This is a genomic window from Streptococcus bouchesdurhonensis (genome assembly GCF_948472335.1).
In genome coordinates this window covers 14928-33438 of record NZ_CAOKTW010000012.1, presented here as the reverse complement: position 1 = coordinate 33438, position 18511 = coordinate 14928, and the positions used below count along the sequence as shown (strand labels likewise).

Annotated in this window: 21 protein-coding genes and 2 pseudogenes; 10 read left to right on the top strand and 13 right to left on the bottom strand. The window is 38.7% G+C overall.

Annotated features, from left to right (window positions below):
- Positions 1–263: 263 nt before the first annotated feature.
- The 4 genes from QMQ21_RS16530 (at position 264) to QMQ21_RS16515 (ending at position 3527) form a co-directional block, all read left to right on the top strand.
- Positions 264–695 carry an Rrf2 family transcriptional regulator gene (locus QMQ21_RS16530; RefSeq protein ID WP_045605859.1) on the top strand — a complete coding sequence of 144 codons (432 nt, stop codon included), beginning with the start codon at positions 264–266 and terminating at the stop codon, positions 693–695.
- A gap of 97 nt (positions 696–792) precedes the next feature.
- Positions 793–1797, top strand: a complete 1005-nt coding sequence (locus tag QMQ21_RS16525) for an NADP-dependent oxidoreductase (RefSeq protein ID WP_261034758.1) — start codon at positions 793–795, stop codon at positions 1795–1797.
- A 13-nt stretch (positions 1798–1810) separates the two neighbouring features.
- Positions 1811–2647: an alpha/beta fold hydrolase gene (locus tag QMQ21_RS16520; RefSeq protein WP_261814827.1), complete on the top strand. Its 837-nt coding sequence runs from the start codon at positions 1811–1813 to the stop codon at positions 2645–2647.
- Between the two features lies 1 nt (position 2648).
- Positions 2649–3527, top strand: coding sequence for an SDR family NAD(P)-dependent oxidoreductase (locus QMQ21_RS16515; protein ID WP_261814826.1), 879 nt, complete (start codon positions 2649–2651; stop codon positions 3525–3527).
- 171 nt (positions 3528–3698) lie between these two features.
- On the opposite strand, the gene QMQ21_RS16510 is transcribed toward QMQ21_RS16515, so the two are convergent.
- The 6 genes and pseudogenes from QMQ21_RS16510 to QMQ21_RS16485 form a co-directional block, all read right to left on the bottom strand.
- Entirely contained in the window at positions 3699–5018 is a 1320-nt protein-coding gene (locus QMQ21_RS16510; RefSeq protein ID WP_261034755.1) for a glycoside hydrolase family 32 protein, read from the bottom strand.
- 9 nt (positions 5019–5027) lie between these two features.
- Entirely contained in the window at positions 5028–6644 is a 1617-nt protein-coding gene (locus tag QMQ21_RS16505; protein WP_223330776.1) for an ABC transporter substrate-binding protein, read from the bottom strand.
- Positions 6645–6673: 29 nt separating this feature from the next.
- On the bottom strand, positions 6674–7564 hold the full coding sequence (locus tag QMQ21_RS16500) for a carbohydrate ABC transporter permease (protein ID WP_101785990.1): 891 nt from the start codon (positions 7562–7564) through the stop codon (positions 6674–6676).
- Positions 7565–7574: 10 nt separating this feature from the next.
- Complete coding sequence (locus tag QMQ21_RS16495; protein WP_045605839.1) at positions 7575–8492, bottom strand: ABC transporter permease; 918 nt, start codon at positions 8490–8492, stop codon at positions 7575–7577.
- 153 nt (positions 8493–8645) lie between these two features.
- A complete protein-coding gene (locus QMQ21_RS16490; protein ID WP_261034754.1) occupies positions 8646–9647 on the bottom strand; it encodes a LacI family DNA-binding transcriptional regulator in 1002 nt (333 codons plus the stop codon).
- A gap of 119 nt (positions 9648–9766) precedes the next feature.
- A pseudogene (locus tag QMQ21_RS16485) lies at positions 9767–10283 on the bottom strand (AcpB/EbpR/MafR family transcriptional regulator); the annotation flags it as partial.
- Between the two features lie 375 nt (positions 10284–10658).
- On the opposite strand from QMQ21_RS16485, the gene QMQ21_RS16480 reads away from it, so the two are divergent.
- From QMQ21_RS16480 to QMQ21_RS16460, 5 genes are all read left to right on the top strand, one after another.
- Complete coding sequence (locus tag QMQ21_RS16480) at positions 10659–10895, top strand: GlsB/YeaQ/YmgE family stress response membrane protein (RefSeq protein ID WP_049522036.1); 237 nt, start codon at positions 10659–10661, stop codon at positions 10893–10895.
- Between the two features lie 76 nt (positions 10896–10971).
- Positions 10972–11544 (top strand): alkaline shock response membrane anchor protein AmaP, encoded by a 573-nt coding sequence (gene amaP / locus QMQ21_RS16475; RefSeq protein WP_023946078.1) that lies wholly within the window; start codon positions 10972–10974, stop codon positions 11542–11544.
- 11 nt (positions 11545–11555) lie between these two features.
- Positions 11556–11726, top strand: a complete 171-nt coding sequence (locus QMQ21_RS16470) for a DUF2273 domain-containing protein (protein ID WP_000455069.1) — start codon at positions 11556–11558, stop codon at positions 11724–11726.
- 37 nt (positions 11727–11763) lie between these two features.
- Positions 11764–12372, top strand: a complete 609-nt coding sequence (locus QMQ21_RS16465) for an Asp23/Gls24 family envelope stress response protein (protein WP_084861710.1) — start codon at positions 11764–11766, stop codon at positions 12370–12372.
- Positions 12373–12402: 30 nt separating this feature from the next.
- Positions 12403–12606 (top strand): CsbD family protein, encoded by a 204-nt coding sequence (locus QMQ21_RS16460; protein ID WP_000109960.1) that lies wholly within the window; start codon positions 12403–12405, stop codon positions 12604–12606.
- Between the two features lie 109 nt (positions 12607–12715).
- Here QMQ21_RS16460 and QMQ21_RS19560 read toward each other — a convergent pair.
- Positions 12716–12993: pseudogene (locus QMQ21_RS19560) on the bottom strand (transposase); the annotation flags it as partial.
- A gap of 33 nt (positions 12994–13026) precedes the next feature.
- On the bottom strand, positions 13027–13482 hold the full coding sequence (locus tag QMQ21_RS16455; protein ID WP_284525499.1) for a GNAT family N-acetyltransferase: 456 nt from the start codon (positions 13480–13482) through the stop codon (positions 13027–13029).
- A gap of 69 nt (positions 13483–13551) precedes the next feature.
- Between QMQ21_RS16455 and QMQ21_RS16450 the strand changes: the two genes are divergently transcribed.
- Positions 13552–14211, top strand: coding sequence for a prepilin peptidase (locus QMQ21_RS16450; RefSeq protein ID WP_261814824.1), 660 nt, complete (start codon positions 13552–13554; stop codon positions 14209–14211).
- On the opposite strand, the gene trpA is transcribed toward QMQ21_RS16450, so the two are convergent.
- Genes trpA through trpD form a run of 5 tightly spaced genes read right to left on the bottom strand, consistent with a single transcriptional unit; the run spans position 14183 to position 18507 of the window.
- A complete protein-coding gene (gene trpA, locus QMQ21_RS16445; protein WP_261814823.1) occupies positions 14183–14959 on the bottom strand; it encodes a tryptophan synthase subunit alpha in 777 nt (258 codons plus the stop codon). The two genes, QMQ21_RS16450 and trpA, sit on opposite strands and share 29 nt — an antisense overlap.
- Complete coding sequence (trpB, locus tag QMQ21_RS16440; protein ID WP_004256047.1) at positions 14952–16175, bottom strand: tryptophan synthase subunit beta; 1224 nt, start codon at positions 16173–16175, stop codon at positions 14952–14954. Before trpB ends, trpA begins: the two co-directional genes overlap by 8 nt.
- A complete protein-coding gene (locus tag QMQ21_RS16435) occupies positions 16153–16752 on the bottom strand; it encodes a phosphoribosylanthranilate isomerase (protein WP_020901643.1) in 600 nt (199 codons plus the stop codon). The genes trpB and QMQ21_RS16435 overlap by 23 nt, the downstream gene beginning before the upstream one ends.
- A complete protein-coding gene (gene trpC, locus QMQ21_RS16430; protein WP_024057632.1) occupies positions 16739–17506 on the bottom strand; it encodes an indole-3-glycerol phosphate synthase TrpC in 768 nt (255 codons plus the stop codon). The genes QMQ21_RS16435 and trpC overlap by 14 nt, the downstream gene beginning before the upstream one ends.
- A complete protein-coding gene (gene trpD, locus QMQ21_RS16425) occupies positions 17503–18507 on the bottom strand; it encodes an anthranilate phosphoribosyltransferase (protein ID WP_033684824.1) in 1005 nt (334 codons plus the stop codon). Before trpD ends, trpC begins: the two co-directional genes overlap by 4 nt.
- Between the last annotated feature and the right edge of the window lie 4 nt (positions 18508–18511).

The window sequence follows — 18511 nt, the reverse complement described above, 5'->3', positions numbered from 1 at the left end:
TCAATATGAAAAGTTCTTACAAATCCATGTAGGGGGCATCTAATACAACAGGAAAAGCCTTGTAATAAGGCTTTTTTTCGTATCTGTTCTACTTTTGTTCTATCAATGGATAGTAAAGATATAATTTTGTGAACACCCTTTCCAAACAAATCTGATATGATGACACTCTTCAAAAAAATTTAAAACAAAAGTCTTGCTTTTCTTTTAATTTATGATATACTTGTTCTTGTATCTGATACAAGATTACCAAAAAAGGAGTTCAGATGGATACAAAATTCTCAGTTGCTTTGCATATCTTAACAATGATTAGTGAAAGCAAGGAAACATTAAGTTCTCAAGCACTAGCTATTAGTGTTGGGACTAACGCTAGTTACATTCGAAAGGTGATTGCCTTGTTGAAAAACGCAGATTTGATTCATTCCCAGCAAGGAAAAATAGGCTATCAACTCAGTAAGTCTCCAAAGAAAATGACTTTACTAGAGATCTACTATGCTACTCAAGAAATCAATCATATTAGTTTATTTCCTGTTCATCAAAATAGTAATCCCGATTGTCCCGTTGGAAAACATATCCAAGGAGCAGTTTCACCGCTTTTCGCTAGTGCCGAATCTCAATTAGAGAAGGAATTAGCAAATCAAACTTTAGAAGATGTCATTGACAATCTATATAAACAAGCCAAACAAGTCCGAAACTGATTTGATAGCAAGTCAAGTCAGTTTTTACTGGAAATAACATATACTTGTATTAGATACAAGTATGATTAGTCGTATTAAAAAAGAAAAGAGAAAACATATGAAAGTCGCACAACACACTACTTATAACAAAAATAATATCACACTGAACATCACAGAAATCGCTAAACCAAGTATTACAGACAAACAAGTCTTGGTCAAAGTCACCGCTGCTGGGGTTAATCCTCTTGATAACATGATCTCTCGTGGTGAGGTCAAGATGATTGTTCCTTACCAACTTCCTCAAACTGCTGGTAATGAGGTCGTTGGGATCGTTGAAAGCATTGGCAAGAAAGTTGACAACTTTCAGGTAGGAAATCGTGTCTTTGGCCGTCTGCCACTTGATCATATCGGCGCCTTTGCAGAATACGTAGCTGTCGATAGCCAAGCCTTAGCCAAGGTTCCAGACTATCTATCAGATGAGGAAGCCGCTACTGTACCTTTGACTGCCTTGACAATCATGCAGGCTCTTGACCTCATGGGCGCTCAAGCTGGGAAAACGATCTTTATTTCTGGTGGTACTGGAGGTGTCGGTGGAATGGCCATTCCGATTGCCAAAGCCAAAGGTTTGAAGGTCATTACCAACGGTTCTGGAGATAGTGCTGAGCGTGTGTTGAAACTAGGAGCAGATAGATTTATCGATTACAAAACAGAGGATTATACAAAAACTGTTAGTCAGGTGGATTATGTCCTCGATACTCTTGGGGGTGCTGAAACTGAAAAACAAATGTCTATCATGAAAAAAGGTGGTCATCTTGTTTCACTTCGTGCCATGCCAAACGGTGCCTTTGCCAAACGCATGAATCTACCAAAATGGAAACAAATTATTCTTGGCTTAGCCGGTCGCAAATTTGATAAAATGGCGGAAAAATATAGTGTCCATTACCATTTTATCTTTGTGGAAAGCAATGGCGCTCAATTACAAGAGGTAGCTGACCTCTTTAGTAAATTAGACATCAAACCCTCTATCGATACAGTTTACCCATTTGAACAGGTAAATAGCGCATTAGACAAAGTCGCTAATGGTCGCTCACGTGGAAAAACAGTCCTCAGCTTTAAAAAATAAAAAGGAAAACACAATGTCATATCTTACTACAAAAAATCAATACATCACAGTCGACGGAAACAAAATCGCTTATCGCGAACTTAGTAAAGGCAAATCAAAACTACCTCTTCTGATGCTGGTCCATTTGGCAGCAACTCTCGATAACTGGGACCCTAAACTCTTGGACTTGATTGCTGAAAAGCACCATGTCATTGTAGTCGATCTTCCTGGTGTTGGAGCTAGTCAGGGCAAAGTTGCTTCGACGATTCCTGGAATGGCTAAGCAGACAATTGACTTTGTAAAAGCGCTTGGTTACGATAAAATCAATCTTCTCGGTCTTTCTATGGGAGGTATGATTGCCCAAGAAATCATCCGAATCAAGCCTACTCTAGTCAATCGTTTAATCTTGGCTGGAACAGGACCTCGAGGTGGAAAAGAGGTCGATAAGGTAACAGGGAAAACCTTTAACTATATGTTTAAAGCTGGACTCGAGCGCATCGATCCTAAACGCTATATCTTCTATAATCATGATGAACAAGGGAAAATTGAAGCTTTGAAAGTCCTAGGACGAATGGGGATGAGAAGAAAGGAATTTGCGGATAAAGACATGAACCTACCAGGATTCCTAACTCAACTCAAAGCTATTAAACGTTGGGGAAAAGATTCGCAGGACGACCTTCAATTCATCACCCAACCAACCTTAATCGTCAATGGTGATAAGGATATGCAGGTTCCAACGGAAAATTCTTATGATATGCATGAGAAAATAAAAGATAGTAAGCTGATCATCTATCCAAATGCTGGCCACGGTTCGATTTTCCAATATGCAGACGAATTTTCAAAAGAATTAAAAGCTTTCTTAGAGAACTAATATGGTCAAAACAATTCTGATTACAGGTGCTACTGACGGTATTGGTAAACATTTGGCAAAGAAATTGGCCAGTGAAGGCCATCATGTCATCCTCCATGGTCGAAATCCTCAAAAACTTGAGCTGGCGCTTCAAGAGGTTCGGGCAGTTTCCTTGAGAGGCAGAGTTTCTAGCTACCTTGCAGATTTTTCCAAATTAGACGATGTTTATCGATTTCTGGAGGAAATCAAGCGAGACTTTCAAAGTATTGATGTCTTGTTTAACAATGCAGGCCTTTATACAGGGAAAGAACGAAAAGCGAGTACTGAAAATGTCGAGTTGACTTTTATGCTATCTGTTCTGGTTACCTATATATTAACAACTGAGCTAAGTTCCTTGTTAGAAAAAGCGTCTGACGGCCGTGTCATTAATACTTCTTCCTATATGCATCATTTTGCCAAGGTCAAGGATTTAGACTTTGGATTTGAGAACAACTATAATCCCAGATTGGCCTATAATAATTCCAAACTCTATACCATTTGGATGACACGTTATCTGGCAAGAGACTTCTTTTTAAAAGGTTCAAACATCACCATCAATGCCTACCATCCAGGTTTGATTTCAACCAACTTGGGGAGTGATTCCAGTGATGAAAAGACGAAAAAGTCTCTCTTCGGACGCTTGATGAAGTCATTTCCCAAAAATCTAGACGAGGGAATTGAAACAGGCTACTATCTTACATTATCAGAAGAAATCACTGGTTTGACTGGCTACTATTTTGATGAGAAGAAAGTGAAATCTGTATCTGAAAAAGGATACACACTTGAAAAAGCACAAGATTTAATCAATTACTGTAATGATAAAATTGAGTTGTTTAAACAGAAATCTGCTCTGCTTAATTAGAAAAAAAAATTCTCTTTCCATTTTGCTAGAAAGAGAACTTTTTCTTTAGGAGAAATAACTTATACTCAATGAAAATCAAAGAGCAAACTAGGAAGCTAGCCGCAAGCTGTACTTGAGTACGGTAAGGCGACGCTGACGTGGTTTGAAGAGATTTTCGAAGAGTATTAATTTTTAATCGATTCGTGATAGCTCCGCTGGTACTGTTAAGTAATAAGTTGCTGTCAAGCTTGCTTCACCTTGATTGACAAAAATCTCGATGGAATTTTTATCTAGAACAACTTCCAATTCTTTAGCTTCAATATCTACATACCGTCGACTAGTGTCCTGTTCTTCTTCACCTAGAATTTTTTGAACAAGATGGCTACGATCAATGTAAACTTGCTGCGTATTACTGTCATAACCAAATTCAAGATAATCTGTATCATTTCCTAAGTGGTAATGACAATCTTTATCTATTTGGATTTGATATTGGCCTTTTTTTACAGGGAATTGTCTTAGTTTGCCATCTTCCAATCTTAGAATTCTAGGTAAAGTCATGGCACATGCCCATTTGTGTTCTTGGTCATGGGTTGGAAGGGTACGTCCCCATGTCTGCATCCAAGCAATCAGGATACGACGATTTTGATCGTCCAGCAATGTTTGAGGCGCATAGAAGTCTTGTCCATGATCAATTTCTTGAACTGATTCTGGGATAAAACGTTTTTCTCCCCAATCTACCTTACCCGTAAACAAAACCGATGAGTTGATGTTATGATATGAGTCTCCCTCACGCTGATAACGCATGGGTGACATAATAAGGCAATCTTTCCCATCTAACTCAAAGTAATCTGGGCATTCCCACATAAAGCCTTGGTGTCCTACCCCTTTTAAAAAGATGGATTCGAACTGCCATTCTACTAGGTTATCGGACCCTAGTAGAACGATACAGCCCACATTATCCTTGTGTTTGGCAGCTACTACGGAGTAATAGCGCCCATCTTTTTCAAAGAGTTTTGGATCACGGAAATCAGCAACAATCAACTCATCTGGCAAGTCTGCTCCAGTTGCAACTGGATTTTGTTCAATCTTTTCAAAGTGAATCCCGTCGTCTGAAAATGCTATATTTTGCACTTGACGAACACCTGTTTCTTCTTCGATATGCCCAGTATACATGAGCCAGAGGCGATCATCCTTGACAATGGCAGAGCCTGAGAAGCAACCATTTCGGTCATAATCTTGGTCAGGAGCAAGTGCCACTGGCAAGTGCTCCCAAGTCACCAAGTCCTTACTTTTAGCATGGCCCCAGTGCATAGGCCCCCAAACACTATCATAAGGATAGAATTGATAAAAGAGATGGTATTCTCCACGAAAATAGACAAATCCATTTGGATCATTGATCCAGCCAATCTCAGCTGAAAAATGTTCTTCAGGCTTATATTGAGTATTTACAAGATGTTTATTTTCTGCTATAAAACGATTGGCCCTCTCTACTGTGTATTTTTTATCTCCCATAATCAACCTCTAGTTTTTGTTTGCTTGGTATTGGTCGTAGTATTTTTGTTTAATAGCGAGGTAATCAGAAAGTCCGTATTTTTCAAGTTCTTTCTTGTAATCATCCCACTCAGCATCAATATTGCCATTTACAATCCATTCAGCACGTTTACGGTAGATATAGTCATTCATATCTGCTTCGATATGGGCAATCTTATCCAGATCTTCCTGTGTCATAAAGACTCTTGGATAGTTATTGTCATTGCTCATGTAAGGAACATAATATTCTTTGATAAGATCCAAACGCCATTTGGCATCATCTGGCATAGTTGTCACTTTACCATAGTATGAATCTAGAATAGCTAGTGGTCCTCCTACTTCAGTCTTTTGACGAAGTTCTGCTGGTGCAGTTCCGTTTAGTGGTAAGTGTTTGAGGCTGTTAGTTGCTTGGTCAAATTCAAAGATATTTTGTTGCTTGTCATCTCCGTAAGTTCCCCAGTTATTTTGCACAGATTGGAGTGGAGCGTATTGTGCATCAATCCATTTAGCTGTCAATTCTAGGTTTTTGTTTACACTGGTAATAACCATCTTGTCACGTGCAAATCCCATACCGTTTGTACGAGCTACGTGTTTTTGACCACTTGGTCCAGCAAGTACTGGTAAAACATCATAACTTTCATTACTTCCAGTAACATTACTCTTATCCCATGTAAAGTAAACACCAAATTTCTGATCATGACCTTTAGCAATGTAACTATTCCAATCATGTTCGAAGGCTTCCTTATCGATCAAGCCTTTTTCTTGCAATTGACGGATGAATTTCACACCTTCTTTATAGTCGTCGTTATCTGCTGTGAAGTCAACTTTACCGTCATTTCCAACTACTAAATGATCATCGTTATCCCCTATACCAAATGCAGCAAATAGGAATTTAAAATCTTCGTTTCCGTTACCACTAATAAATGTAAATGGAATTTCATCAGCCTCTCCATTTCCATTTGGATCCCCGTTTTTGAAAGCTTCTAGGACTTTAATCAGATCATCAGTAGTTTTTGGCATTTCAAGACCAAGTTTCTTAAGCCAATCTTTGTTAATCCAAGCCATATCGTTGACGCTATGAATAGACTCTTTACCCGCTCCAAGCTCTTCAATCCATGGGAATGAGTAAATGTGCCCATCAGGTGCTGTCATCAAGGCCTTGTATTCTGGTTTCTCATCCAAAATTTTCTTAAGATTTGGCATGTATTTATCAATCAAATCTTCAACTGGAATAATAACACCTTTTTTAGCCCAGTTCATCAAGTCCACATCTGAAGCTCCGTCGTTGTGGATAGCATCTGGTAGATCACCACTAGAAATATCCAAGTTACGTTTTTCTGCAAAGTCGGATTGATAGTTGGTCCAGTCAATATGAACGCCAGTTTCCTTCTCCAAACGTTGCAAAATTAACTTTTCATTTGGGTCTTTAGGAGCTAACGGTGAACTAGCTGTCATAAACTTCAATGTTTTCTTTTCTTGAAGCGGGAATGTTACACCTTCCAACTTATAATCTGGACTTGAAGCTGTATTTTTTGAGCCACAGGCTGCAAGTACTGCTAAACTAGCTGTCAACAAAACTGCTGATTTTGAGAATGTTTTGAATTTCATGAGAAAACTCCTTTTATTTTTTCTTTTTTTTATCCTTTAAGTGAACCAGCCATAATTCCTTTATCAAAGTATTTTTGGAAGAATGGATACATAACAATCAATGGCAAGCTGGAAATGACAATAGTTGCGTATTTAATTAATTCAGCTAAACGTTTCATTTCATTCATAGCCGCTTGTGCCCCAATCATATCTTGACCTGGTTGGCTTTGAATGAGAATTTTACGAAGTACAAGTTGCAATGGTTCCAAGTTTGGATCCTTGATATAAATCATTGCATCAAAGTATGAGTTCCACTGTCCTACAAAAGCATAGAGGAAGAGAACAAACATAATTGGTTTTGCAAGAGGAAGCATGATTTTGAAGAAAATCTGTAAATCATTTGCACCATCAATGACGGCTGCTTCTACCAATTCTTCAGGCAATCCTTGGAAATAAGCCCTAGCAAGAATAATATTCCAAACATTGACAGCACCGGGAATAATGATAGCCCATGGAGTATTTAGCATTCCCAATTCTTTTACGAGCAAGTAAGTTGGGACTAAACCACCACCAAAGAACATGGTTACAATCAAGAAGTAGTTAATCCAACGGCGCCCTACCAAATCTTTTTTGGAAAGAGGATAAGCTGTAAACACAGATAGCAATACTGTTAAAGCTGCAAAGCCAAAAGAATAAAGCAGGGAATTGATAAAACCTCTTAGAATAGATTGGTCACTGAATACACGCTGGTAACCTTCTACCGTCCAATCGGATGGATTAAAGCTAATCCCTCTACTAACCAGAACCTTAGGATCCATAAAGGATGCTACGACGATATAAAGTAAAGGAAGTAAGGTTATCAAAACGATAAAGACAATAATGATTTTATTTAAGAGTAAGATACGTCTATCAAATTTGGTATCCATAATCGAATTTTTCATGCTTCCCTCCTTAAATTCCTTCACCATTATTCATGCGTTTAACGATTTGGTTAACTGCAACAAGCAATACTACGTTAATCACTGCATTAAACAAACCAACCGCTGTTGAGTAAGAATAGTCTCCTGATACAAGACCAACTTTATAGACATACGTAGAGATAATTTCAGAAGTTGGCAAATTTAACGATGTCTGCATTAAGAATGCTTTTTCATAACCGACATTCATAATTCCACCTGCAGCTAAAACAAATTGGATAACCATAATAGGCTTAAGAGCTGGAATATCAATGTGCCAGATTCGTTGGAAGATATTAGCTCCATCCAATCGGGCTGCTTCTACTAAGGCTGGATCTACATTTACTAATGTTGCTGTGTAGAGCGTTGAAGCCCAGCCCATTCCTTGCCAGATACCACTAAAGATGTATAAAGGTCTAAAGAAGTCTGGATTTGTCAAGAAGTCAGCCTTGATTCCAAACATAGAGAGAAAATTGTTAATTGGTCCTCCCACTGAAAAGAAAAGGAAAATCATACCGACAATAACAACGACTGAGATAAAGTTTGGTGCGTATAAAATGAGCTGAATTCGTTTTTTGACTTTTTCACTCAAGAGTTGATTGAGCATAATAGCAAGAATGATTGGTGGTAAAAAGCCAAGCAATAAACCATATATACTTAATTTTAAAGTATTGGCTAACAAGATACCAAAGTTGGGAGAGGATATGAATTTTGTAAACTCAGAAAAACCAATCCAATCACTCCCTAAAATTCCTTTTAAGGGATTATAATCTTTAAATGCGATTAAAACCCCATACATAGGGATGTATTTAAAGATAAAGGTTAAAACTAAACCAGGGACAGTCATCAATAACAGGAGTTTTTGTTTCTTGATTCTTTCCCAAAGAGAAACTTGCTTCGCTTTGCTATTCATAGCAACCTCCTTTTTTGAAACGTTTCATTTTTGTCTGAAAAAGATAGCGCTTGGCGCTGTCTATTTATTTCTTTTTTTGAAACGTTTCATTTTTGTTCTAAAAAAATAAATCTCTTTTATCTGAACTTATTCTATCATTGATAGCGCTTTCTGTCAAGACTTATTTTCATTTTTTGTTGTTTTTCCTTCAACAAATTTTACTGGTAGGATTGTCTGCAAATTAACAGCCTTTCCTTCGATGATATCAAATAGGATTCGTACAGCTTCTCTAGCCATTTCCTCCAGGGGTTGCTCAATTGTTGAAAGTAGATAATCTCTATCTCCAGCCATTTTAATTCCATCGTATCCAATAATTTGGACATCATGAGGAATACGTTTGCCATTTTTTTCTAGTATATCAATAACATCTAAAGCTGCAAAGTCGTTAATTGTAAAAATTCCATCTATAGAAGGATTTTCTTCCAAGAAACTCTCTAGCTTTCCATGATAGTCAGTAACTGTCTCATCCAAATCAAAAATACTAAGAGGTATTTTATGCTCTTGGACATACTTTTCAAAGGAAATTCTACGACGTTTGGTTTCATTAATGGTTGTATTATGTCCGCCCACAAAGGCTAAATGCTGACATCCTTTACTAATTAATTGTTTAGCTGCTTCTCTTCCACCTGCATCATTATCTGATGAAACACAAGGAATGGCAATATCTGAGTATGTACGGTCAATACTGACAAAGGGAATTCCTGACGACAGGTAATGTTCAATTGGACTATAGGTAATAGCAACCACTCCATCAACTTTATTATGACGCAACATCTCCAGGTAGTCTTGCTCTCTATTTGTACCATTTATAGAACATAAGAGTAATTTATTATTCCTCTTATAGACTTCATTTTCCACATGCATAGCAAATTCTGAAAAAAAGGGATGCCAGATACTTGGTACAATGATTGCAATCGTTTCTGTTCGATTTTTTTTCATTCCTCGAGCGTAGTAATCTGGAATGTAATTCAAGGTTTTAATTGCTTGTTCCACTTTTTTCAAGGTTACTTCTTTAATGCCTTTTTCTTTATTAATTACACGTGAAACTGTTCCAACACTAACTCCTGCTTCTAAAGCAACATCTTTCATGGTAATTGATTTTCTTTGTTCTACCATATTATCACCTCCTTTCAATATATAGTATCATGCAAACGCTTTTTTAGCAACTATTTCTCAATCATTTTTATCCAGATTATTTCCCCATCATGGATAAAATCACTCCAATTGGCTTTCTAAAATCCCTTCAATTTCATATATAGGAAATAATATTTTTCTGAAAAATATTGTGCAAAAAAAGTAACGAATGTCTCTCTCATTTCCAATGATTTGAACAGGGATCAGACTGATTTCAAATTGAAATTGCCTTTTAATCACTTTATTGATTTGGCTAATAATACGATAGAGCGAAGATGAACCGATATAAAATTCTTTACAAATACTTTCAGCTTGACAACCTTCATTAAAAAAGATAAATTCTAAAATCGAAAAATGTGTTGGATGCTTAAAGAAATGATGGTAAACCATTTCAATATCACTATCATCGGTATTAATAATGCGTATACCATTAGTAGAAGAATGAAAAATCAAGTCAGGAAAAGCAGATCTAACATGGGATAGATCATCTTTGACTGCACGTTCTGTACAATTTAGTAACTCTGCTAGTTCAGAACGATGAAACCATCGTTTATGTTCAAATAATAATTCTAATAATTCTAATTGCCTATGACTTTTTTTAGATAATAAATCTCTCATGAATGTCTTTCTCTCTTTATAAATTATCGGATTAAACCTCTTGCAATTATACCACAATGAATAGGTATAGCATGCTATAACGACTTTTACTAAGATCCTTTATCTCGTATAATAACACTACGGAGGCAATATATAAACAATTTTCTTATTTTACCGTCTATTGAGGGCGTGAATACAGAATCAAATTCAAGTCGAAAGATTATATTTTTAATTTTAAAAATTATATAATAGCAACAATCAAAGAATTTGATTTTTTTATATTAAAATTATATAATAATCAAAATAATTGATTATTTTATATTAAAATTATACAATAGCAATAATCAAAGGAATTGATTTATTTTTTGATATTAAAATAAAAAAGGAGGGTAAGCAATATTGTGGTCAATCATTGCTGGAGGTCTTATTGGACTTGTAGCAGGTAGAATCACTAAAAAAGGTAGTTCTATGGGAATCGTCGCAAATGTATTCGCTGGTTTAGTCGGGTCATCTGTAGGACAATCCCTTTTAGGTAGTTGGGGCCCATCCATTGCTGGAATGGCTTTGATCCCATCTATTGCAGGAGCAGCAATTGTTGTTACTGTAGTATCATTCTTTACAGGTAAAAAATAATTACTTGTAAAATAAACTATTTTTAAATAGATTAGACGGGTAAAAATAGTTTAATGTTAAATCGAAAGGATTGTATATGTCAAAAACAAAGAAAATATTTTTAATTATTTTCTGTATTTTAATCTTGACAATTTTCCTTCCTGTTTTGATAGATTATCATCAAGTTAGTGATCTAGGCATTCAGCTATTTAGCTGGAGACAGAATCATTTCGTTGAATTCTATCTCTCTAGATATATATTCTGGGGGATAGTGGCTCTATCAACTTTAGTTTTGTTATCGATGTTAGTTGTGTTGTTTTATCCTAAACGTTATTTGGAAATTCAACTTGAAACTAAAAACGATACATTAAAATTAAAGAATTCTGCAATCGAAGGTTTTGTTAGAAGTTTGGTGAGTGATCATGGATTGATCAAGAACCCAACTGTTCATGTAAATTTACGAAAAAATAAATGTTTCGTTCATGTAGAAGGTAAAATTCTTCCTTCGGACAACATCGCTGACAGATGCCAACTAATTCAAAATGAAATAACTAATGGATTGAAGCAGTTTTTTGGTATTGAGCGTCAGGTTAAACTAGAAGTTCTAGTAAAAGACTACCAGCCTAAACCAAAACCTCAAAACAAAAAGACTGTTAGTCGTGTGAAGTAAGGAAGTAAAAAATGGAATGGCTTAAACAATATCGATATCCAATTATCACTGGTCTCATAGGCGTATTTCTCGCTTGTTTGATTATCTCCTTTGGCTTCTTCAAAACAATATTTGTATTGATTTTAGGAGCACTGGGAGTTGCAGCTGGGTTATATATCGAAAAAAACTATATAGATAAATAAAAAATAAAAATTACTAATTTAATTAAAGGAGTTTCATATGTCAAACGAAAAAAACACAAACACTAACGTAGAAAAGAAAGATGCTACTGCTGTAGCTCACGAAATCAAAGGGGAACTTACTTACGAAGATAAAGTTATCCAAAAAATCATTGGTCTGTCACTAGAAAACGTTTCAGGTCTTTTGGGAATCGACGGTGGTTTCTTCTCAAATCTTAAAGAAAAAATCGTTAACAGCGATGACGTAACAAGTGGTGTTAACGTAGAAGTTGGTAAAACACAAGTTGCAGTTGACTTAAACATTATTGCTGAGTACCAAAAAAATGTTCCAGCTTTATATTCAGAAATCAGAGAAATCGTATCTTCAGAAGTTGCTAAAATGACTGACTTGGAAGTTGTTGAAATCAACGTAAACGTTGTCGACATCAAAACTAAAGAACAACATGAAGCAGACTCAGTAAGCCTTCAAGATCGCGTATCTGACGTTGCTGAATCAACAGGAGAATTCGCTTCAGAACAATTCGAAAAAGCTAAATCTGGTCTTGGATCTGGTTTCTCAACTGTTCAAGAAAAAGTTAGCGAAGGCGTAGAAGCTGTTAAAGGTGCAGCAAATGGTGTAGTATCTCACGAAAGAACTCGTGTAAACTAAGATAAAATAAATATAACAGGAGAAATTATCATGTCAGTAGAAGAAAAATTAAATCAAGCTAAAGGTTCTATTAAAGAAGGTGTTGGTAAAGCCATCGGTGATGAAAAAATGGAAAAAGAAGGAACAGCTGAAAAAGTTGTTTCTAAAGTAAAAGAAGTTGCTGAAGATGCCAAAGACGCTGTAGAAGGTGCTATCGAAGGTGTTAAAAACATGTTGAGTGGCGACAATAAATAAGGCTAAAAGTTACTTTATCTTTTTAGTAACATTAGTCAAAAGAGTCTGAGTCAAGATGATTCTCAGAAAACAAAAAGCTAGAGATTTCCAATTGCGGAACTCTAGCTTTTTAATTTTGCCTCTTTCTCTTGTTATATTTCAGCAGGTTGTTGACCGTGAGTACAAATCCCATGTCAATTCTCACTTTACGCTTACCTTTCAGATGACATCTCTTATAACCAAATAAACCTTTATCTGCCCAAAGACAGATTTCATATCAATCTTACGTTTAGCGGAAATTTGTCTACCCTTGGAAGATAAAAATGCCTGATATTCTTTAGTTTTTAAACACTGGTAACGTTCATTCATATACAGTCCCTTTTGAGGAGCTGATTCAGGTTCATCATCGCAGTCAAGATTGATTTCAAGGATTTTTACTTTCTATCTACTCTTTTTCATGATGTATTTTCGTACAGGTGCTTCAACCATTTGAACGATTTCAAATCCTTCTTTTTGGTAAAGATTTTGAGCTCTTTGATTTGCCTCGAAGACATTTAGAGAGATGCTGTCTATATCTCTATTTTCAAAGACCAAACTAACAAATTGCCTTAAAGCCTGCCTACCTAAGCCTTGCCCCTGTTTCTGAGGATTGATAAAAAATCTTCCAATATGAAGATTACTGTCTTCTAGCCTGATTTTTTGTATTAGCCCCACAAACTCTTGTCCTTCAAAGATTGAAAAGATTCCTTCCAAATCTTGCAAAACTTGAATTGTCAAGGGGAAAGGAATCATTGGTCCCATCCATTGTTCTTGAAAGGATTTGCCAAGGGAGTTGGACCATTGGCATACGAATTGAGCGTTTTCTGGGCTCACATTTTCTTCAAAACGAATTGTCATCTTGACCTCACTATCTTGTCTATGTTTCTCCATTATACTACTTCTCCCATTTTTTACGAATAGATAAGTATGATTGATATTTATTTTTTTCTCGTCGGTAGCATTCTCGCTTCCTTTCTTGGTTTGGTCATTGACCGTTTTCCTGAGCAATCCATTATCCAACCTGCTAGTCACTGCGATTCCTGTCAGACTCGCTTGCGCCCCTTAGATTTGATTCCGATTCTCTCGCAAGTGCTCAATCGCTTTCGCTGTCGCTACTGCAAATCTCCTTATACAGTCTGGTATGCCCTCTTTGAACTAGGCTTAGGGCTCCTCTTTCTGGCTTGGTCTTTGGAATTGCTTTCCTTGGGGCAAGTCGTCCTAATCACCGCTGGTTTGACCTTGGGCATCTACGACTTTCGCCATCAGGAATATCCCCTACTGGTCTGGATGACTTTCCACCTAATCCTCATGGCTTCCTCTGGCTGGAATCTGGTCATGGTCTTTTTCCTTGCTCTTGGCTTTTTGGCTCATTTTATCGATATCCGCATGGGTGCAGGGGATTTTCTCTTTTTAGCTTCTTGTGCTATCGTCTTTAGCGCAACCGAATTACTCATCTTGATTCAGTTTGCTTCTGCGACGGGCATCCTGGCCTTTCTACTGCAAAAGAAAAAGGAAAGACTTCCTTTCGTGCCTTTCCTCTTACTCGCTGCCTGTGTAATTATTTTTGGTAAGCTACTGCTTGTTTGATAAAGTCCTCAATCGGCTCTCCTTGGTGGAGAGCTTTTACGATTTTTGAACCGACGATAACGCCATCTGACACCGCATTGAAGCGTTCTACATCAGCTTGACTAGATACGCCAAAACCTGTCAAGACTGGGATATCGGCCACTTGATGAAGTTGTGCCAAGTGCTTGTCCAAATCTGCGCGGTAATTGCCTGATTTCCCTGTCACCCCATTGATGGCAACCGCATAGACGAATCCTTCTGCCCCATCAATCAACTCTTTCTGACGCTCAAGCCCTGTCGTCAAACTAACTAGGGGAATCAAAGCGATGTCTGTATCTGCCAAATAAGGCTCCACAAAATTGGTATGCTCATGAGGAAGGTCTGGAATGATCAAGCCCTTAACCGCTGTATCTGCCAAATCTTTGACAAAGTTCTCCACACCGTACTGAAAGAGAGGGTTGAAGTAGGTCATGATGACAAGTGGAACCTCTGTTTCAATGGTTTTCAATGTTTCAACCAAAGCCTGGGTAGAGGTCCCGTGGGCTAAACTGCGCAAGCCAGCTTCTTCGATAACAGGTCCATCTGCAACAGGGTCTGAAAAGGGAATACCAACTTCAATAGCCGAAACACCCAAATCTTCTAAAAAGTGTATTGTTTCAGCTAAACCATCCAAACCTTTCTCGTGGTCTCCAGACATGATATAGGGAACAAAAATTCCTTTTCCAGCTGCTTTAATAGCGTTCAATTTTTCTGTTAGTGTCTTAGGCATAAGTTTCTCCCTTCTTTACTGCATCTGCTTCCAAGCGGTCTTTGACTTGAACCACATCCTTGTCCCCACGACCTGATAGACAGACAATCATAGACTTTTCTGGTCCAAGTTCTTTGGCCAATTTCACTGCAAAGGCGATCGCATGGCTAGATTCCAAGGCTGGGATAATCCCTTCCACACGAGACAAGAGTTGGAATCCTTCCAAGGCCTCTTCGTCTGTCACAGGAACATAGCTGGCACGTTTGATATCGTGGTAGTGAGAATGCTCTGGACCGATACCAGGATAGTCCAAACCTGCTGAGATCGAGAAGGCTTCAAGAATTTGACCATGGGCATCTTGGAGCACATCCATGAGGGAACCGTGAAGGACACCCGGACGACCCTTGGTCAAGGTAGCTGCGTGATGCTCTGTATCCACACCAAGTCCTGCTGCTTCAGCTCCATACATAGCTACTGATTCATCTTCTACAAATGGATGGAAGAGACCGATGGCATTAGAACCACCACCAACACAGGCTACTAAGGCATCTGGTAGATTTTTACCTGTCAAGTCACGGTACTGTTGTTTAGCTTCTCGACCAATAACACTTTGGAAGTCACGAACGATTTCTGGGAATGGATGAGGCCCCAAGGCAGAACCAAGGATATAGTGGGTATCATCAATATTAGCTACCCATGAACGAAGGGCTGCATTGACCGCATCCTTGAGCACGCGCGAACCGTCTGTCACTGCCTCAACCTTAGCTCCCAAAAGCTCCATACGGAACACATTGAGGGCTTGGCGTTTGACATCTTCCTCACCCATGTAGATAGTACATTCCATGTTAAAGAGGGCTGCAGCAGTTGCAGTTGCCACACCGTGCTGACCAGCACCTGTTTCAGCGATAATTTTCTTTTTACCCATGCGTTTAGCCAGAAGAACTTGTCCCAAGGCATTGTTAATCTTGTGGGCCCCTGTATGGTTAAGGTCTTCACGTTTAAGATAAATCTTGGCTCCGCCGATATGCTGGGTCAAGTTTTTTGCGTAGTAAAGAGGAGTTTCACGCCCCACATACTGGCGCAAAAGTTGGTTTAATTCCTCTTGGAAACTTGGGTCTGCCTGACTTTCACGATAAGCCTTTTCCAACTCCAAAACTGCTGTCATCAATGTTTCTGGGACAAAACGTCCACCGAATTTTCCGTAAAATCCATCTTTATTTGGTTCTTGATATGCCATTCTTTACCCTCTCTATAAATCTTCTAATCTTTTCCTGATCTTTTTGTCCATCTGTCTCCACTCCGCTCGATACATCGACTGCATAGGGAGTAAAATGTTGAATTGCTTTTACGACATTGTCTTCATTAAGCCCACCTGCGATAAAGAAAGGCTGAGTTAGTCCAATCGTATTCAGTTGACCCCAATCAAAGGTCTGGCCACTCCCAGCCACAGGGGCATCAAAGAGGAGATAATCTGCCTGAGAATTGGGTACATGACCCTCTCCATCTACCTGCACAGCCTGAATACTGGCACAAGGCAAATTCTCAAACAAATCATCTGCCACCTGACTGTGAACTTGAACCAAGTCCAAGCCAACTTTTTCAATCGCTTCTAGCAATTCTGCCCGACTTGGTGAAACAAATACGCCAACCTTCTTAACATTAGCAGGAATGGGCTTTGCCAGCTCAGTAGCCTGATCCAAGGTCACCTGTCTTTTACTAGGTGCGAAGACAAAACCGATGTAGTCTGCTCCTGCTGAAACAGCTGTTTCCACCGCTTCTTTGGTAGATAATCCGCAAATTTTAACCTTTGTCAATCTGCAACTCCTTGATTCTCTGGGCTACATCTTCTGCCTGCATAAGAGCTGTCCCTACCAAAATTCCGTTAAAGTATGGTGCTACTCGTTCCGCATCCTGCCCTGTGAAAATAGCAGATTCAGAAATGTACAAGCAATCATCTTTGAAATGTTTAGCCAAATCTACACTGGTCTGCAAGTCGACCTCAAAGGTGGTCAAGTTGCGGTTATTAACCCCAATAATCTCAGCACCAAGCCTGTGGGCCACTTCTAGTTCAGCTAGATTGTGAGTCTCCACCAAGACTTCCAGACCAAGCTCTGTCGCGTAGTCATAGAGTTCCTTGACACGTTCTTCTGACAAGGCAGCGACAATGAGTAAGATAACTGTCGCACCAGCATTGCGAGCACGGATGATTTGCTTTTCATCGATGATAAAGTCCTTGTTGAGCGTCGGAATCTCTACCTGACTGGAAATCTCCCGCAGATAATCCAAATGCCCTTTAAAGAAAACCTCATCTGTCAGAACAGAAATCATCACTGCGCCGTTTTCTTCATAAGTCTGAGCCTGTTGCACAATATCCACATCTAGATTGATATCTCCCAGACTAGGGCTAGCCTTCTTGACTTCTGCGATTACCTGTAAACGGTCTTGATGTTGTTTTAGATAGTCAGCTAAACGATAGGTCTGGCGCAGGGGCTGGATTTCCTCCAGCTCCATCTGCTCGACCTCACGCGCCTTCTGCTCCAAAATTCGTGCTAAAAATTCCTGACTCATTTTTGGTACTCCTGTAACAGTCTGAGTTTTTCAAGGGCCTTGCCACTAGCAATGACTTCGCGGGCCAAGGCAACTCCATCCTTGATGCTAGCTACCTTGCCATTAGCATAGAAACCAAGACCAGCATTTAAAACTGTCGTTTCCAAGAATGGACTTGGTTCATTTTTAAGAACTCTGAGCAAAATTTCTGCATTTTCCTGAGCGTTGCCTCCACGAATATCTTCGATAGCGTAGCGTTCCATCCCTAGATCTTCTGGAGTAAAGCTTGACAAGGTGATTTCGCCATTTTCAAGAAGGGCAATCTTGGTTGTTCCATTCAAACCAGCTTCGTCCAATCCTTCTGGACCAGCAACCACTATAGCACGTTTGCGACCCATATTTTTCAAAACCTGAGCTGTACTTTCTAGAAGTTCTGGACGACTAATACCAAGAAGCTGTGTTTCCAAAGTCATTGGGTGAATCAGAGGACCAGTCAAGTTCATGATTGTTGGAATTCCCAATTCCAAACGAGCTGGCATGATGTATTTCATTGCTGGGTGCATATTTTTAGCAAAGAGAAAGACGATACCAGTTTTATCAAAGACCTTACCTAATTCAGCTGGTTTGAGGTCTAGGTTGATGCCTAAGGCTTCGAGGACATCTGCAGAACCAGATTTAGAAGAAATCGAGCGATTACCGTGTTTTGCCATGTGAACACCACCACCAGCCAAGACAAAGGCTGCAGTTGTGGAGATGTTAAAGCTGAAAGACTTGTCCCCACCTGTACCACAGTTGTCCATGGCATCATGAATCTCAGTTGGAATATGTTGGGCATGTCCTCTCATGACTTGGGCAATGGCTGTGCGTTCCTCAGGTGTTTCCCCCTTCATCTTAAGAGCCAAAAGGAGAGAAGCAATCTGCGCCTCCGTTACACGGCCAGTTACGATACGCTCAATGACATCCGTCATTTCCACACCTGATAAATTTTCAAATTTTGCTAGTTTTTCAATAATCTCTTTCATCCTA